The sequence below is a fragment of the Enterococcus hirae ATCC 9790 genome (assembly GCF_000271405.2).
Taxonomy (GTDB): domain Bacteria; phylum Bacillota; class Bacilli; order Lactobacillales; family Enterococcaceae; genus Enterococcus_B; species Enterococcus_B hirae.
This window is the reverse complement of sequence record NC_018081.1, coordinates 1,641,865-1,658,549: the sequence shown is the minus strand read 5'-3', so window position 1 is coordinate 1,658,549 and position 16,685 is coordinate 1,641,865. Positions and strand designations below refer to the sequence as shown.

General features: G+C 38.2%; 16 protein-coding genes and 2 pseudogenes. 4 read left to right on the top strand and 14 right to left on the bottom strand.

The features are described 5' to 3' along the window. Positions 1 to 173 precede the first annotated feature (173 nt). The 11 genes and pseudogenes from EHR_RS07880 to EHR_RS07830 form a co-directional block, all read right to left on the bottom strand. Positions 174 to 785 carry a hypothetical protein gene (locus EHR_RS07880; RefSeq protein WP_014834510.1) on the bottom strand — a complete coding sequence of 204 codons (612 nt, stop codon included), beginning with the start codon at positions 783 to 785 and terminating at the stop codon, positions 174 to 176. 375 nt (positions 786 to 1,160) lie between these two features. Next, positions 1,161 to 1,677: pseudogene (locus EHR_RS07875) on the bottom strand (GrdB-related putative oxidoreductase). A 14-nt stretch (positions 1,678 to 1,691) separates the two neighbouring features. Further along, on the bottom strand, positions 1,692 to 3,047 hold the full coding sequence (gene celB / locus EHR_RS07870; protein WP_010738000.1) for a PTS cellobiose transporter subunit IIC: 1,356 nt from the start codon (positions 3,045 to 3,047) through the stop codon (positions 1,692 to 1,694). 52 nt (positions 3,048 to 3,099) lie between these two features. Further along, a complete protein-coding gene (locus EHR_RS07865) occupies positions 3,100 to 3,429 on the bottom strand; it encodes a PTS sugar transporter subunit IIB (protein ID WP_010718620.1) in 330 nt (109 codons plus the stop codon). A gap of 61 nt (positions 3,430 to 3,490) precedes the next feature. Beyond that, positions 3,491 to 4,438 (bottom strand): glycosylasparaginase, encoded by a 948-nt coding sequence (locus EHR_RS07860; protein WP_010738001.1) that lies wholly within the window; start codon positions 4,436 to 4,438, stop codon positions 3,491 to 3,493. Between the two features lie 144 nt (positions 4,439 to 4,582). Continuing rightward, positions 4,583 to 5,857, bottom strand: coding sequence for a Sapep family Mn(2+)-dependent dipeptidase (locus EHR_RS07855; RefSeq protein WP_034686014.1), 1,275 nt, complete (start codon positions 5,855 to 5,857; stop codon positions 4,583 to 4,585). A gap of 19 nt (positions 5,858 to 5,876) precedes the next feature. Further along, a complete protein-coding gene (locus tag EHR_RS07850; RefSeq protein ID WP_010738003.1) occupies positions 5,877 to 6,602 on the bottom strand; it encodes a GntR family transcriptional regulator, LSA1692 subfamily in 726 nt (241 codons plus the stop codon). Positions 6,603 to 7,187: 585 nt separating this feature from the next. Further along, positions 7,188 to 8,081 (bottom strand): RsiV family protein, encoded by an 894-nt coding sequence (locus tag EHR_RS07845; RefSeq protein WP_010738004.1) that lies wholly within the window; start codon positions 8,079 to 8,081, stop codon positions 7,188 to 7,190. Positions 8,082 to 8,108: 27 nt separating this feature from the next. Beyond that, positions 8,109 to 8,621 (bottom strand): RNA polymerase sigma factor, encoded by a 513-nt coding sequence (locus EHR_RS07840; protein WP_010738005.1) that lies wholly within the window; start codon positions 8,619 to 8,621, stop codon positions 8,109 to 8,111. 133 nt (positions 8,622 to 8,754) lie between these two features. Then, a complete protein-coding gene (rpoE, locus tag EHR_RS07835) occupies positions 8,755 to 9,366 on the bottom strand; it encodes a DNA-directed RNA polymerase subunit delta (RefSeq protein ID WP_010718626.1) in 612 nt (203 codons plus the stop codon). Between the two features lie 75 nt (positions 9,367 to 9,441). After that, positions 9,442 to 9,879: a YwiB family protein gene (locus EHR_RS07830; protein ID WP_010718627.1), complete on the bottom strand. Its 438-nt coding sequence runs from the start codon at positions 9,877 to 9,879 to the stop codon at positions 9,442 to 9,444. Between the two features lie 370 nt (positions 9,880 to 10,249). On the opposite strand from EHR_RS07830, the pseudogene EHR_RS07825 reads away from it, so the two are divergent. From EHR_RS07825 to yidA, 3 genes and pseudogenes are all read left to right on the top strand, one after another. Beyond that, a pseudogene (locus tag EHR_RS07825) lies at positions 10,250 to 11,079 on the top strand (lipoate--protein ligase family protein). After that, entirely contained in the window at positions 11,063 to 12,433 is a 1,371-nt protein-coding gene (locus tag EHR_RS07820; RefSeq protein WP_010738007.1) for an HD domain-containing protein, read from the top strand. The pseudogene EHR_RS07825 and the gene EHR_RS07820 overlap by 17 nt, the downstream one beginning before the upstream one ends. A gap of 24 nt (positions 12,434 to 12,457) precedes the next feature. Next, a complete protein-coding gene (gene yidA, locus EHR_RS07815; RefSeq protein ID WP_010738008.1) occupies positions 12,458 to 13,270 on the top strand; it encodes a sugar-phosphatase in 813 nt (270 codons plus the stop codon). A 90-nt stretch (positions 13,271 to 13,360) separates the two neighbouring features. Here yidA and EHR_RS07810 read toward each other — a convergent pair whose 3' ends face one another. After that, positions 13,361 to 13,801: an NUDIX hydrolase gene (locus EHR_RS07810; RefSeq protein WP_014834503.1), complete on the bottom strand. Its 441-nt coding sequence runs from the start codon at positions 13,799 to 13,801 to the stop codon at positions 13,361 to 13,363. A 127-nt stretch (positions 13,802 to 13,928) separates the two neighbouring features. Here EHR_RS07810 and gloA point away from each other — a divergent pair, with 127 nt between their 5' ends. Further along, a complete protein-coding gene (gene gloA, locus EHR_RS07805; protein ID WP_010718633.1) occupies positions 13,929 to 14,300 on the top strand; it encodes a lactoylglutathione lyase in 372 nt (123 codons plus the stop codon). A gap of 86 nt (positions 14,301 to 14,386) precedes the next feature. On the opposite strand, the gene EHR_RS07800 is transcribed toward gloA, so the two are convergent. Beyond that, positions 14,387 to 15,733, bottom strand: a complete 1,347-nt coding sequence (locus EHR_RS07800) for a TrkH family potassium uptake protein (RefSeq protein WP_010738011.1) — start codon at positions 15,731 to 15,733, stop codon at positions 14,387 to 14,389. Positions 15,734 to 16,049: 316 nt separating this feature from the next. Continuing rightward, positions 16,050 to 16,682 carry a V-type ATP synthase subunit D gene (locus EHR_RS07795; RefSeq protein ID WP_010738012.1) on the bottom strand — a complete coding sequence of 211 codons (633 nt, stop codon included), beginning with the start codon at positions 16,680 to 16,682 and terminating at the stop codon, positions 16,050 to 16,052. Between the last annotated feature and the right edge of the window lie 3 nt (positions 16,683 to 16,685).

Sequence of the window (16,685 nt, the reverse complement as noted above, 5' to 3'; positions counted from 1 at the left end):
AAATTTAAAAGATAAAAAGCTGATCCGCATGTATGGATCAGCTTTTTTCGTTATTTTTTGTGTAAACTAAGTTTTACGAGCCACCCATATCTCTCCCATCACTTTTCTTTAACCATTCACTATTATTCAGCAATGGTTAGCGATCGCTGTCCACTTCCTTACCCGCCTGCAAATCAAAAAGTGATTCGGTGTTCACTATAACTGTATTGGTAATGGCTCCCGGCATCCTTTGTAGTAAACCTTAGATCTAGCGCACTGTCTACACCACTCGTTGATCCGTTTTTCCATGAAGTCGTGCCTTGATTAAAGAAGTCACCATTCACGATATAATAGATACGATTGGCTTCTTCTAAGTTGACATAGACAGTTCCGGAAAAGGCTTTTGCCACTTTCTGGTCTTCTCTAACCAAATTTATTGCTACTATTCGTTTAATCGCTCTAAAATGACCACTTTCACTCGTTTCACAATAAAACCGCATCGTTGGCTTGTACGTCTTATTCACCGTCACAGTATGCGACAGTACACGAAAGGTTGCTCTATTTCGAGTAACTGTGTGAACAATCTTGTCCGAAGATTCGAGTTTTTGCCTTGCTTTTGTTGATGAAAGCTGAAGATCATTTGTGAGTTGCTCAATCATTTGATCATAAGTCATTACTTTGGAAAATGTTGCATGTGTTCCTACATTAGACTTGCTTGTAGTTGCCGCTATTTCTTGGGGATGAGAAACCAACAATAGAAGTATAGAGCTAACAAACAAGCTCATGAGTATCTTTACTTTGTTCATACATCACCACTTTTCTTCAATTAAGAATAAATCGCTTACAATAAATAGTTTATTGGACGATCCATTGAGATTCAAGTCTATTTTTCACTCTACTTTTTAATAAAGAGAAGGAATAAATCAATAAAGAGAAGGAGCAAGTTGGCAAACGATGAAATTCAGTTAGCTAATTGATTGAATCTTTCTACCCAAACATTGATCAAAGCCTTACGTGTTGCTCATCTCCCCTGATCCTGCTTGTGGCAAACTATTCTTTGCAACCTTCTTCACACAAAAAGCCAATCAAAACATACGTAATGATTGGCTTTTTTCCGTCATCTATCGAAACAGCTTTTCAACTTAAGAAAAGTCATTATGCTCCGTTTATTCACTTTTGATTCAAAAGATCATTTCTTGTTCTGAGGAAGTTCGTTCTTCTCCTTTCGCTAACTGTGTCACGATTGTTGCCATATTTTTATAGGATTGATTTAGTCCGATCCCACCTTTTTTTGGCATTTTAACGATGGGGATCACTTGCTGATATTTTGCTACAGCAGGATTTTCAACTGACATTGCAGCGACAGCAGGAATGCCTTCTTTGTTAAAAGCTTCGACTAACCCGCCTGCCATCTCTCCAAAATTAGGATAATGCATAGCTGGTCCACATAATATCGCATCTGCTCCAAACTTTTTGGCGAATCCGATAAATTTTTGTTTGACTTCTTCTGGATGACTTGAATAGTAACGATCACCGCAGTATAAAGTAGCAATAATCTCTGCCTTTTTTCTTTAAACAATGGCGCTAATGTTTCTCCCAGTCCTAGAGCTGTTTTTTTCCACCTGGAGGTAATTGTGCTTGTTCGTCACTTCCCATACCTGCGGTCACATGGTTGAAGATCAAAATGATTTTTTTCATGCTCCTACTCCTTTTTATAAGGTATCAAAATCAAAGTCATCAAAATTGATTTCTTCTGCTGTTGATTCTTCTGCCTCAAGCTCTTCTTTCAGATATTGATTGTCTAACACTTTGATGAATGGATAATAAACTGCCATTCCTAATAAAATAAGTAATCCCTGAAGGACAGAAGCTTGCCAACCGCTGACTAAAAAGCCTGAAATGATCGGTGGCGTTGTCCATGGAAGTTGAATCCCATTGGTGTAAGCAACTAACCCTAGATCCATACAAAAATAAGCAATAATGATATTGATCGTCGGTACTAAAGCAAATGGGATCAAAATGATTGGATTTAATACGATCGGTAAACCAAAGATGATCGGTTCATTGATCCCGAAAATTCCTGGTACAAGCGATAATTGTGAAAGTTTTTTCACTCGCTGACTTTTACATACAAGAATCATAATCAAAATCAATGATAAGGTAGAACCGCCCCCACCAAATGTTGCAAACATATCTTGAAATTGACCTGTAATGATATTAGGAATTTCATGTCCGTCTTTAAACGCATTTAGATTTTCAATCGATAAAGCACGAAGAACTGGATTGAAAACTGCACCTACGACACTTGAACCGTTGATTCCGAAAAACCAGAAAAAATGTAAAAATAAGTACGCAATGATCATAGCACCTAAGGTATTCCCTAAACTTAACAATGGTGTTTGTAAGAATTTAAACAGGATTTCTTGTAAATTCCCATATGTGGTTAAACTCGCTACCCAATTCGCCACCATAAAGAACGTTAAGATGACGAAACTTGGAATCAATGCTTCAAACGATTTAACAACAGTAGGCGGCACGCCATCTGGCATTTTGATTGTCCACCCTGTACGAATCAAGGCAACGAACATACGAGTCGCTACTAAAGCAACTACCATACCTAAAAATAAACCACTTGATCCCATCCAACGTAAAGGAAGACTTCCGACTTCAAATACTTCAGTCGAACCTTCTGGCGTAAATAATGTGGTAAAAGGCGTTACGATAAAGAATGAAACTAAAGAAATAATTGCTGCTTGCATCGCATCCACTTTAAATTGCTTTGCTAAACTATAACCGATGCCCCCAACTGCTAAAATCGTCATAATATCAAAACTGGCAGTGGCAGGCTTATTCAACATGACTGCCCAATTTTCCCCTAAAAATCCAGCCATCCATTCATTCCAATTTGGTATTGGAAAGTTGGTCAATACTAGAAACAATGACCCCACGATCAATAACGGTGTAGAAAGTAAAAAGCCATCTCGTATAGCAATCAAATATTTATTTTCTCCAACCGTTTTTGCCATTGGTGTCAAAACTTTTTCTAACCAATTCAAAAATTTTTGCATCTTTTTTCCCCCGATCTTTTTGTTGACTCCGACTGTTTCCGTTTACAAAAACTCATTTTCTACTTTCTTTGATCATTTTCAGGACATCTTTCATCGCACGTTCGCCATCCATCATGCCATATGCTTCTGTGGCAATTGTGCCTACAGGAATGCCTAACGGCTCAAACGTTTTTTTCATTTTGTCACTTAAATGACGAACTTGTGGTCCTAATAAGATAGCTACCGGTTTCTCTTGTTCAACTTTTTCCTCTGCATGGATTGCTGGGAACGCATGGATTTCTAGTGGCATCTGATGTTTTGTGACTACTTCCATCATTTTATTGACCATAATACTTGTTGACATACCTGCTTCACAGAATAAATAGATTTTTTTTGTTGCCATTTTTTTCTCCTCCTTATATATACATATGCTGATTATCAGCTAAATGACTTCGATACTGGGATCAAACTGGGGCTTTGATGCGTTTTTCATAAGCATCCAGCCATTCTTTGGTGATTGGTTCAATGATCGTTGTCTGATCAACTCCTGGATTAGCTAAGTAGATAGCTGGTTGCTCCTTTTCAGTTGCAACAGTAAACGTAAATTCGACATTGGTCGCAACTCCCCATTCACCTGCTTTATTCATAGCAACTAATGAAAAAGCACCTGCTTTGCCATACCGTTCTTTTAATAAATCAGTAAAAGAATACACAGCTTGATCACAGGCTTTTTGTGGAGTAACTCCTTCTCCCATCAAGCGAACAATTTCATAAGCTAGACAGCCTTTCATTAGATCTTCTCCTAGACCAGTTGCTGTCGCACCACCGATTTGACTGTCGACGTAAAAACCAGAACCTGATAAAGGGGAATCTCCCACACGACCTTGCTTTTTCATAAATAATCCAGAACTAGACGTTCCTGCAGCCATGCCAGTGTGTTGATCCAAAGAAACTACGCCCACCGTATCATGTCCGTCATAGGGGCTTAGATTCGTTTTCGCTACTTCTGCCACTCGTTTTTTCCAAATTTTTTTAGCTCTTGGCGTTAGCATGTTTTTCCGTTCGAATCCTGCTAGCATTGCATATTCAGTGGCTCCTTGTCCTACGCGAAAACTATTGAATTTTTCATTACTTAATTTTCTGGCAACTGATATTGGATTCGCAATATCTACGATCCCAGCCACTGCCCCAATTTTGAACGTATCCCCATCCATAAAAGCCGCATCCATTTCTACAATGCCTCGTTCGTTTGGCAAGCCACCATAGCCAACTGATTTATAAAATGGATAGTCTTCTACACATTTGATTGACGTTTCCACAGCATCTCCGCATGTTCCTTCCTGTTCTAATAATTCTTTGGCAGCTAACACACCATCATGTGCCATACGCCACGTTGCGATAATTCCCCACATGTTTACTCCTCCTATATATAGCGCTTACATCTATTTTATTTAGTATATACTATTATGTCTATACTAAAAAGAGACTTTTCTTAAAATCTAATTGATTTATAAGAGAAGTCTCTGATAATCTTTTTTTAAAAAATATATAACTGTTTATTCGATCAATGCTTGAATGCTTCGCAGGTATATCTCTAAATTCATACGCAGATCTGTTACTTCCATATACTCGTTTTTGTTATGCGCAATCCCTTTTTGCCCTGGAAAAGAGGGACCAAACGCTAATACATTAGGAATCTTTCTGGCATAAGTAGCACCCGTTGTCGTCACTGGTGTAGGGTCGTTCCCAGTAATCTCGCCATAAATTTGAGATAGTTTTTTGATTTCAGGCGAATCTTTTTTCTGACAGATCCCTGGAATACTGCGATTGATTGTAAAAGTCGCTTTCTCGGGCAACTGTTTAGCCAACCCACTCACGACTTCCTCTTCTGTGACTGAAACAGGGTAACGAAAAGCAACTTCTAAATCTAACCCGTTAGTGTTTTTTTGCAAATTCACAGGTGTAAGAATCAACCTGCCTGAATCTTCATCAGACAAAGCAAGCTCGATTCCTTCTCCATAATGTTTATTGTGGAAAGCTTGCCAGATCCAATCAAAATAAGCTCGTATTTGTTCTGGAACAGCTGAATCTGCTTTGATTTTTTCGGCAAGCAGCGTAATCGCATTCTCTCCTAATTCTGGGGCATTACTTGGAGAACGTTTTCCTTCCACATCAAATTTTTTCGCATTAATCGACACACTCAGCTGGTCTGGCACATGATCTCGATATTGATCCCCTGCAAAATCACTGATTTGAATAACTTCTTCTTTAACTAATGGGAAATGAATCGTTAGGTTGACTACTCCTCTTTCTCCGTAAACAACTGGATATTTACAATCTGGCGTAAAACCAAATGATGGCGGAACTTCAGCCTGTAAATAATGCGCCACATCAGACATCCCACTTTCTTCGTCAGTCCCAAAAATAATGCGGATCGTTTTTTTAGGAACCGCTCCCATTTTTTTCAACAGGATCAGAGCATAAAAACAACTAATGATCGGCCCTTTATTATCTAAAATCCCTCGTCCATAAAAGCGTCCATCTTTTTCGCTTAAATCAAAGGGTGGAAAATCCCATCCCGATCCTGCTGGAACCACATCTAAATGACCAATGATCCCAATATAGTCCTCATCATCTTCTCCCCATTGGACGTACCCGATCGCATCATCAATCACTTTGGTCTTAAACCCTACTTCTTTTCCTTTTTTAAGTACAAGGTCCAACACTTCTCGAGGTGCTTTCCCAAACGGAGCATGATCTTCCGGCTCCCCTTTCACACTTGGTACTTTCATAACTGTTTGAAGAAATTCCTCCCAATGTTCATCAATCATCGACTTGCGTTTTTTCAATTTATTCACTCCTTTTTTGACGAATCAACGTATTTTTAAATGTATATTTATCTGCACGATAATACGAGCAGTCATATAAGATTGGTTTGGCTGCTGGCGAATATGTCATTGAATGGACAAACAACATCGGTTCATCCACAGCTACTTGCAAGAGTTTTGCCACGTCAGCCGTCGCTTTCACTGCTTCGATTTCTTGGTGGGAATAAGCAATTTCAACGTTTTTTTCGATCACTTGATAGAGTGACCCACTTAATTCTTCTTGAGAGACTTCTCCCAGATAACGTTTTAAAATATAAAGATTTTCAACCGTCATTGGTTCGTCATCAAAATAACGTAATCGTCTCAAATGAACGATTGGCTCAGAAATCGATTCACCAAAAGCTTGTTTAACATTCGTTGGTAGTTGTTCAGTAACTTCGCATTCTAAGACTTGCGTTTTTGTCTTTTTCCCTTGGATTCGAGCAGTTTCGGTAAAGCTTTGCAGTCCTCCAGAGCCACTTTGGATCTTAGGTTGTTTCATGACATACGTGCCTTTACTTTTTTCTTTGATCAACTTATTTTGGCTGATCAATAATTCGATTGCTTTACGAACAGTTAAACGACTACATTGAAACTCGTCTGCTAAATCATATTCTGAAGGTAATTTTTGACTAGAAACGTAAATTCCTTCCATGATTCGCTTCTCAATTTCATTCGCAATTTCTTGAAATTTTGGTTGTTTTTTCACGAGATTCCTCCTAAAATATTCTCCAAACTTTCTGCTAGCTTTATTTATTAGCAGAACCAACAATAATGAGAAAATATTTTTATCCAACAATAAGTATATACTAAAAAGTATATACTTTCACATCATTTACGATATTTGCACAAAAAATTCTAGGACGAAATTTGGATAGTTCTCTAAAATAAAAGGGACTGAAACAAAACTTGCTTCAGTCTCTTCTAGTATCTCTAAAAACGAATAAATGATGTTCAAAGAGCTGACCTCTTGTTCACGGTGAGAAAAAAGTAGCATCTTCAAAAAATTTGTCGAAATTGACCAAAAATTTGTGAAGCACCAAGTAGGTAACAATCAACAGCAAAAACCAGTGTTTGCGTTTTTTGTCAATTTTCGGAAATTCCTTCTTATTTCTTGATGCGAAATACTTTTGTCTCAATCTCTCTTAAACAGCTATTTATCCAACAATGGCTGTCCTAGACATTTTGTATATATTATAACCATGTATAATTGAACTATTTGAAGTATTTTTCCAAAATCAAATCAACTCTTATGATAGCGCAAAGGATCAGTTATTTATTTTTTAGCTTGAGCTTACTCATTTAAGTAATCTGGAGAAGCTAAAAGTGAACGTGTCACTTCTTTAGGTATCACAAAGGTTGGTGTGCCCATATAGCCAGGTGCGATCGAAAATTGATCGTAAACTAAGACTAGCTCGTGATTTTTATTGATATAAAAAGATGTGTCTTTAGTAACTAATGGCGTTTTTTTGATTAGTCCATCTTTAAAATCATCATCTGTCCAATAATACTGATCAGGGTTTTCTTTGCTATTTTTTTGCATTTGCTCTTTGACTTCATTTGTCAAAACGGAAAGATACTGATCATCTTTGAATAAAAGTGGTAAAGATAGGACTACTCCGCTTTTTTTATCAATCGTATCATAACGCTTTTCCGTATAGCTGTCTGCGGCAGTTTGTGTCATCTTTCGTTCAATCACTAAAAAACGCGGATCATCCAACAGTTTCTGATAATCTCCCGTAACTTGAAAATGATTTGTTTTAAAGTCTTGGTACTGTACTTTTGCTTTTTCAAAGTTTTCTTGTCCTTCACGAAAGTACTTTTTGTTCAGTCCAGCAATCGTCTGACTATTTTCTTTATCTTTTGTACTGATTTGCGGCACTCGGATCTCGATTGTTTCATCAGACAGTGTTTTCCCTAAAATTAATTTCACGACTGGGCCAATCAAGGGTAAATCTTCAGCAAAACTACGAATTTGATTGTTAAAAAAAATACTGCTGAACATCATCGCAATAATAGCAAAAGATAGAATAAGTCCTTTCACTTGTTTTTTTCGTTTCACTCGCTGGTTAAACCTTTGTTCTTCTAGTGAGTAGCGCTTGATCATCTCATTTTTGATACCATGAGGGATTTCTTGTTGTTGATAGACTTGTTTCAGTTGTTCTAGTTCCTTCTGAGCTGAATACATCCGTCTTTCTCTCCTTTATTGTGATTTTTACTGTAAGATTTTTCTTAGCTGATTTAACGTACGATACATTTTGGTTTTGACGGTGTTTTCATTCAAATCAAGAATCTCTGCAATTTCTTTTAAACGAAAGCCTTCAAAAAAATGTAAAATCAAAATTTCCTTTTCGGGGCTATCAATTCCTTCAATGATTCCATGTAAATCAGTCAATGAATCGTCCGTTGTGTGAGCGAGTTGAATCGTTTCTTCTTCCAATGTTTCCGATTGATTTCGTTTTTGCTTACGCCAAGCATCGATCGCTGTTCGTATCAAAATACGATAAAACCAAGCTGAAAATCGTTCAATCTCTTTCCCTTGTTCAATAGCAGCTAACGCTTTATGAAAACTGTCTTGCATTACGTCCAATGCTTCTTCTTTGTTATGAACATAATTCATTGTGATCCGAAACATTTTCTCATATTCCTCTTGGATCAATTCACTTAATAAATTCTTTGATTTTTCGATTTGCTTCTTTTTCTTGTAACGATTAAAAATCGGACCCATCTCCTTTCCCTCTCACTTACTATGACGATCAAACAAACCAAAAAGTTTCAATTATTTTTTATTTATGTAAAAAATCAATACAAAAAAACTGCAGATCCCTTATTGGGGGATCTGCAGCTATGAAGCCGAAAGTCTATTCTTCGGTGAACTCTTCGTCCTCGTAGTCTTCGTCTTCATCGTCATCTTCAATGATGCTTAGATCTTCTTCGATGTTGCCTGGTAATTCTTCTTCATCGTCACTTGTGTCGTCTGCACCGATTTCTTGCAAGTCAGAGTTATAAGCAGCGATTTCTTCATCATCGTCATCATCATCTTCAAAAAGATCATCGTCATCTTCGTCAGACAAGTCAGTATCTTCTGGGTCATCATCATTATAATCGATCGCATCTTCATCATCGTTGATAAAGGCATTGACTTTTTTACGTTTGCGTCGACGAGGTGTATCTTCATCTTCTTCGTCAATTCCATGGTTTACTTCTTCATCGATCGAATCGATCGCATACCATGAACGCAAGCCCCAACGATTGTCACCTAATGAAATAAAGCTACCATCAATATTTAAGTCAGTATAAAATTGTGCCAGTGAATCACGAATCTCACTGTCTGATTTTCCAAGATAGGTTTGGATTTGGTTGGCTAAATCAGAAAAATCCATCACATCGCCACGTTGTTCTAAGATCGCATGTGCTACTTCAATCATTGATAATTCGTTTTTGTTTGCACCTTCAAATACACTAATTTCCAATCAGGACACGTCCTTTCACAGTCTACTCCTTATCATACAAAATCATACGTAAAAAATCAAACGTTTCTTTGCGATTTAAGCAGTAAAATCTAAAGTTAAATAATATTCCCCTAATTTTTCTGGTCCCATTAGCAAGTCGTATTCAATCATTACTTTCCCAGCGGTTGGTCGGTCTTTCAAACTAACATGTAATTCTTTGGTATACGTTTCAATTTGAAGCATGCCATAAGGTGTCCGATACGTTGTTTCCAAACGTTCACGATACCCGAATTTTAGTCGCATCCGTGTTTCTCCCGCACGAATCAATTGAACCTGTCCATCGGGCATCAATTTGATCGTTACAGGGATTTCTTCTGCTGTATTTTCCTGAATTTCCTGGTATCGTATGTATAACGTATCCCCAATTTTGACCATTTGACCTTTCAGATCAAAGAAAAAGTCTTGATGTTCCCCATTTTGCATGACTTTCGTCCGTAATTTGATTGAAATGGGTGTTCCTTGCGATTGTGCCATTTTACCTTCTCCTTTACTTCATATAGGTACATTGTTCCTAGTTTTCGTCTATTTGTCAAACAACTCGTCATCGAAGAGGTTGTGAAAGCATCGGGGAGCTCCGATGACAATAAGAAAGAATTTTTTAAAATAGCTTCTCATATTTTGAAAAATTCAGGCTTATTTCAAGGAGCTGATGCTTGAACACCGTTTATTCGTTTTTAGAGCTACCAGAAGAGACTGAGCCAAGTTTTGTCCCAGACTCAATAAATTCTTTTTTTAGAGTATATTAGAGTATAGTATAATAATGAGAGAAACTCCCATGAAACGATGACAAACGTGAATCATTGGAATGTCAATCGATGATTAATTATATAAAGGAGCGAATGTAATGAATCCAACAATTATTTTGGATCAAAAAATTTATCAAAAAAATGATTTTACCCCTTTTGCTCTGACGGATATCTTAACCGAGTATTCAAAAAAAACAACCAAAACTTTCTCCATTTTTGGCAATATGAACAAACGGTGATCTTAGGAATGAAAGATACTCGAACGCCCTACTTCCATGAAGGCATTCAGGAGCTAAGAAAAGCAGGCTATCAGCCAATCGTTCGTAACGCTGGTGGATTAGGGATCATTTCTGATCAAGGGGTTTTAAATATCTCATTGATTTTCCCTCAAAACGAACAGGAGAAGATATCGATTGATGCTGCCTATGAAAAAATGCTCACATTGACTCGTCTGGCTTTTCCAACCGTATCAATCGAAGCTTTTGAAGTGACTCATTCTTATTGTCCTGGTACGTATGACCTGAGTATCAACGGTAAAAAGTTTGCGGGGATCGCCCAACGTCGCATAAAAAACGGGATTTCTGTGATGATGTATGTTAGTGTCAATGGCGCACAACAAACCAGAGGTCAAGCGATGAAACGATTCTATCAAGAAGCGCTGAAAGAGGATTTCGGCACGAATGGTTACCCGGCGGTCGTTCCTGAAAGTATGGCAACCTTAGCTGATTTACTTGAAACGCCTTTAACCATTGAGGATGTAAAACAACAATTCCAATTGGCACTCACACAACTCTATGGAGAGAGTCGTTCAGTTGATGCGCTATGTTGGAAAGAGGCACATGTCACTTCTGAACAGTGGACGGATCAAATCAATCGAATGGAAGAACGAAATAAATTAAAGGAGCTTGCTGATGACTATTCCTTATAAATATCAATTATTACCGATCGAAAAGGTCTTTCGTGACCCGGTCCATAACTATATCCATGTCCAACACCAAGTCATTTTAGACTTGATCAATTCAAAAGAAGTCCAACGATTGCGCCGTATCAAACAGTTAGGCACTTCTTCCTTTACTTTTCACGGCGCTGAACATAGTCGGTTCACTCATTCATTAGGGGTCTATGAAATTTCAAGACGGATCTGTGATATCTTTTCCCGCAATTTCCCTCAAGAAAAAATTGGCGCTGACGGCTGGGATGATCGAGAACGTTTGGTTACGTTGTGCGCAGCATTGCTTCACGATGTTGGTCACGGTCCTTATTCTCATACATTTGAACATATTTTCCATACGAATCATGAAGCGATCACTGTAGAAATCATTACTTCTCCTGAAACGGAAGTTTATCAAATTTTGAATCGTGTGGAAGAAGGATTTCCAGAAAAAGTTGCCAGTGTGATCCAAAAAACGTATCCTAATCCCCAAGTCGTCCAAATGATTTCGAGTCAGATCGATGCTGATCGAATGGATTACTTGTTGCGAGATGCCTATTACACTGGGACAGAATACGGTACGTTTGATTTAACACGAATTTTACGTGTCATTCGTCCCTATAAAGGCGGGATCGCCTTTTCGATGAATGGGATGCACGCAGTCGAAGATTATATTGTGAGTCGCTATCAAATGTACGTTCAAGTTTATTTCCACCCTGTGTCTCGTGGCATGGAAGTAATTTTAGAACACTTGTTACATCGGGCGCATGAGTTGTATCGAGAAGATCCCAATGTGTTTGAATCCCATTCTCAACTACTCTTACCGTTTCTTGACGAAAACTTTACACTGGAAGAGTATTTAAAATTAGACGATGGCGTTTTAGGAACTTATTTTACCCAATGGACGGAATTTTCTGATCCAATCTTAAGTGATTTAGCTAAACGTTTCTTATACCGTAAACCGTTAAAATCGGCAACTTTTTCTGGGGATCGCTCTTCTTCCTTGATCAAGGAAATGACTGCTCTTGTGGAAAAAGTTGGCTACAATCCTGTCTACTATACTGCCATCAATTCCAGTTATGATTTGCCTTATGATTTTTATCGCCCCGAAGAAGGACGCCATCGAACACAAATCGAAATCTTGCGAAATGATGGAACTTTGGTAGAATTATCAGAGGTGAGCCAACTTGTGGCTGCTCTTGCTGGACAAGAACAAGGAGATGAACGATTTTTCTTTCCAAAAGAAATGGTTGATCCGTCTTTAAGAAATCACTACGATCTATTTGACGAAACCTATCAAGAATTTGCAAGCCATATCCGCAATGGTTCACTGATTACCCAAACAAACTAAAACACACGATCACTGGAGGAAATTATGTCTATCAAGTTAGTCGCCATCGACATCGATGGAACCTTATTAAATGAGAAAAGAGAAATTACAGCAGACGTCAAAGAAGCGATTGCTCAGGCTGTCGCTAAAGGAGTAGCTATCGTCTTGTGTACCGGCAGACCGTTGCCTGGTGTCCAGGAACAGTTGAATGAACTCGATTTATTCCAAGAAAATGACTACGTGATCACCTACAATGGCGCACTTGTCCAACAAACAAAATCAGGAAAAATCATCGCACGTCATGGTTTGACACACGAAGATTATTTAGAAATCGAAGTGATGGCTCGTCGAGTTGGCAGTCATCTACACTCCATTGATGATCAGACGATTTACACCTCTAATCGTGATATCAGTGCGTATACGATCCATGAAGCCAGCTTAGTTCATATGCCGTTGAAATATCGCACACCTGAAGAAATGACACCAGATATCAATTTGGTTAAAATGATGATGATCGACGAACCTGATATCTTAGATGCTGCGATTGCTCGTTTGCCCCAAACATTCCGTGAAAAATACACGACAGTGAAAAGTGCGCCTTATTACTTTGAAGTATTAAACAAAGAAGCAAGTAAAGGCGCAGCCGTTGCGAACTTAGCGCAACATCTTGGAATCGATCAGGATGAGATCATGGCGATTGGTGACAACGAAAATGACTTATCGATGATTGAATATGCTGGCTTAGGCGTTGCGATGGGTAATGCTGTTCCGCTAGTTAAAGAAGCTGCCAACGTGGTCACTAAAACAAATGAAGAACATGGTGTGGCAGAAGCAATCAAAACGTATGTTTTATCATAATAAAAATAACATTTGCTACTAAATAAAAATCCAAAACCAGTTCGTCACTGACTGTACGCTGGTTTTGGATTTTTTCTTGATTTAATTGTTTTAATTGTTCAATAATAACCATTTTTCAACCGCCCACTTGTGGCTACCTCGTTTTAATTCTTCAATGGCTTCTTGTGGCGTGACCCACCAAATGGTATTCGTCTTTTCAGTTGGTTCTGCCATTTGTTGCCAGCCGTTTGCCACGTAAAAGTAGCCTGGGTTATAGTAATAGGTCTGACGGTAATTGGAATAAAAATACTCATCCGCTTCCCCTAGATAAGTCGCAATTTCTGCGACGATCCCCATTTCCTCAAGGAGTTCTCTCTTAAGAGCTGCTTCTTTTGTTTCCATCGCTTCAATCTCTCCACCAGGTAAAAAATAAGCACCATTTGGAGCTTCAATCAAAGCTAGTTTGTTCTTTTCTTCCACGATGATATAGGCAGCATATCGGGGGGAATACTGGACCCCTGCTTCTTTTTCACCAAATACTGGTTTATCCATCATTTTGTCCACCTTAAGCTTATTTACTTTTTATTTTACATGAGAGTTTTCTCATAAACAAGCGCAAATCTTCTATTGCTCTTTCTTTTTTTGTTATGATGAAAAAAAGGAAAGGAAGTAGTTATTTATGAAAATGGCTCATACTTGCGTTCGAGTGAAAGATCTTGACGCTTCATTAGAATTTTACCAAAAAGCGTTTGGCTTTGAAGAAAGTCGTCGCCGTGATTTTCCAGAAAACAAATTCACCCTTGTTTATTTAACTTTACCAGGAGATGACTACGAATTAGAATTAACTTATAACTATGATCATGAAGGCTATGATCTAGGGAATGGCTATGGACACATTGCTATTGCTGCGGATGATTTAGAAGCACTTCACGAAAAACACCAAGCAGAAGGATTCAATGTGACAGACCTAAAAGGACTTCCAGGAACAGCTCCTTCTTATTATTTCGTTGTTGACCCTGACGGATATAAAATCGAAGTTATTCGGGGATAAGGTTGTGAAAAAAACGCTCAAAACAGCTTCTCTTGTTTTGAGCGTTTCTTTTTTATTATCATCGAAACTCCCCGATACCTTCACAACTACCCAAGCATAATGCTTTCTTCTGGGTATTTGTAATTGGCTTCTGCCCTGTTCGCTTTTACTAGTAGTGAAAAAACGACTGTCATGATTCCTACTCGACCGATATACATCAAAGAAATAATGACTAGTTTTCCGATCAATGTCAAATCCGGGGTCAACCCCATCGTCAATCCAACTGTCCCAAAAGCGGAAAAGACTTCAAACGCAATATATTCGATTCCTGACGTTTTAGGAATCGTCTCCGTCACAGATAGGACCATGATCGCAACAACACATAAAGAGAGAGTTACAAAGAAAAGAGTCAATGCACGTAGCACGGCTGCTTGGCGAATGGTTCGACCGAAGGCTTCTGCTCGTGTCTTTCCTTTAAACATGGCATGCATTTGGATCAATAAAATTCCTAATGTCGTAGTTTTCAGTCCTCCAGCTGTCGAACCAGAAGTTCCTCCGATGTACATCAAAAACATCGTTAAAATCAATCCTGCATGACTCATCTGTAAATAATCAATAGAGTAATAGCCTGCTGTTCTTGGTGTCACACTCATAAAAAATGTATTCGCTAATCTTTCTGTAAACGTACCTTTAACTAAAGTCAGTCCATTTCTTTCAGTGATGAGAAATAAAATAAATCCACCAATTAATAAGAGTGCAGTTACAGATAAGGCGACTTTTGAATGTAGTGTGATTTTTTTGACGCGATGATAACTTAGAATATCACGCCAGACAATAAAACCTAATCCACCTGCAATGATCAACGCTGAAACGACCATGATCAGGTAAACATTTGTTTGATCCGCGAGTAAACTGTCTCCTAATAAATCAAATCCTGCATTACAAAAACTAGAAACGGCATGAAAGATACTAAACCAGATTCCTTTAGCCCAACCAAATTCAGGAATAAAAACTACACTCAAAGCAACCGCCCCGATTACTTGGATCACCACCGCAAATTTTAAGATATAGATCATTAACTTAATTACACCCGACATCTCTTCAAGGTTTAAGGCTTCCTTTAGCACAATCCGCATACTAAAACTGATTTTTTTCTTCGCAATAGCAAAAAAGAGGATCGGGATCATCATAAAGCCTAACCCACCGATTTCAATCAAGGTCATGATCAAAAACTGTCCTGCACTATTCCAATGCTCCGCAGTATTCAGTGTCGTCAAACCAGTCACACAAACAGCTGAGGTTGCAGTGAATAAGGCATCAATAAAATGGGTGCTTTCTCCGCTGCGGCTAAAAAATGGTAACGTCAGTAAGCTACCTCCAAACAGGATCAAGATAAAAAAACCAGCAGCAATTAGCTGGACAGGTGATAATCGTTTTCTTACTCTTTTTTTCATGATAGTCATTCCTTATGCTTAATTTTTATCTAAGATCTCAGAACGACATTTTGTTCTGCAATCATAAATAGGTACAAAATGAATCATTGGCGTGAAGCAACTACTCGGCAATAAGCGATGATTTTCTAAAATAGGAGAAGCTATTTTAAAAAATCCTCTCTTATTCGCTCGGAGCTGACCGCTTCTTTCACGACCTCTTTCCATTATAAGCAAACGAGCGCAAGAAGAAAAATAAATGACTACTTTTTCTTCTTACGCTAAATTCGATTTGTTCTGATCATGAAAAAAGCCATTAGAATGCTGAATTGGATCAGCCTTACTCTTCTGTTCCCATATTTTTCACTTTGATCAGGCGAGTTACTTCTGCTCGTTCGTTTTCTTCCAGCTTCATTTTAATATAATAAATCGTTTCTTCCAATTGAGGAATCGTCATATATTCCAACGCATTGACCCTTCTTCTGGTTTTCTCGATCTCTTCAGCCATAAGTTGACATGTTTTTTCAACTTCTGCCAGCTTCAAAAGCTTTGGTAAGAGCTGCGTAAAACCATCGATCGAACGATCCAACTCTGCATTAGAATGAAGATAGCCATACTCTAATGGTGTCTCATTCAATGTTTCATCGTATTGAAAATTCATGAGGGGAACTTTGACACTCATAATATTTTTCTCAACTACAGAAATTGAGACGTTTTCCGCTGGTAATGCCAAAAGTTCGTCAATAAAAGCTTCTTCGACTGTTGACTTTGCTAAGACAAAATCTTTCATTGCTGTTTGGGTTTCTTTTTCTATTGCTTGGCGTAACTCATTATTTTTACGGATCAGTAAAATAAATTGACGCATCAATTCATCTTGTTTGTCCTTTAAAAGTTTGTGTCCCCTTGTCGCTGTCGTTAATTGTTTCTTTAAACGAGTTAGCTCCATTCTCGTAGGATTGACGTTTAATCGCATAAG

Bases quoted from the DNA above. Each gene is read 5' to 3' on its own strand.
- gloA (WP_010718633.1), top strand. From the start codon at position 13,929: ATGAAAATGGCTCATACTTGCGTTCGAGTGAAAGATCTTGACGCTTCA.
- EHR_RS07860 (WP_010738001.1), bottom strand. From the start codon at position 4,438: ATGTGGGGAATTATCGCAACGTGGCGTATGGCACATGATGGTGTGTTA.
- yidA (WP_010738008.1), top strand. From the start codon at position 12,458: ATGTCTATCAAGTTAGTCGCCATCGACATCGATGGAACCTTATTAAAT.
- EHR_RS07800 (WP_010738011.1), bottom strand. From the start codon at position 15,733: ATGAAAAAAAGAGTAAGAAAACGATTATCACCTGTCCAGCTAATTGCT.
- celB (WP_010738000.1), bottom strand. From the start codon at position 3,047: ATGCAAAAATTTTTGAATTGGTTAGAAAAAGTTTTGACACCAATGGCA.
- EHR_RS07830 (WP_010718627.1), bottom strand. From the start codon at position 9,879: ATGGCACAATCGCAAGGAACACCCATTTCAATCAAATTACGGACGAAA.
- EHR_RS07865 (WP_010718620.1), bottom strand. From the start codon at position 3,429: ATGGCAACAAAAAAAATCTATTTATTCTGTGAAGCAGGTATGTCAACA.
- EHR_RS07820 (WP_010738007.1), top strand. From the start codon at position 11,063: ATGACTATTCCTTATAAATATCAATTATTACCGATCGAAAAGGTCTTT.
- EHR_RS07795 (WP_010738012.1), bottom strand. From the start codon at position 16,682: ATGCGATTAAACGTCAATCCTACGAGAATGGAGCTAACTCGTTTAAAG.
- EHR_RS07880 (WP_014834510.1), bottom strand. From the start codon at position 785: ATGAACAAAGTAAAGATACTCATGAGCTTGTTTGTTAGCTCTATACTT.
- EHR_RS07855 (WP_034686014.1), bottom strand. From the start codon at position 5,857: ATGATTGATGAACATTGGGAGGAATTTCTTCAAACAGTTATGAAAGTA.
- EHR_RS07810 (WP_014834503.1), bottom strand. From the start codon at position 13,801: ATGGATAAACCAGTATTTGGTGAAAAAGAAGCAGGGGTCCAGTATTCC.
- EHR_RS07840 (WP_010738005.1), bottom strand. From the start codon at position 8,621: ATGGGTCCGATTTTTAATCGTTACAAGAAAAAGAAGCAAATCGAAAAA.
- EHR_RS07845 (WP_010738004.1), bottom strand. From the start codon at position 8,081: ATGTATTCAGCTCAGAAGGAACTAGAACAACTGAAACAAGTCTATCAA.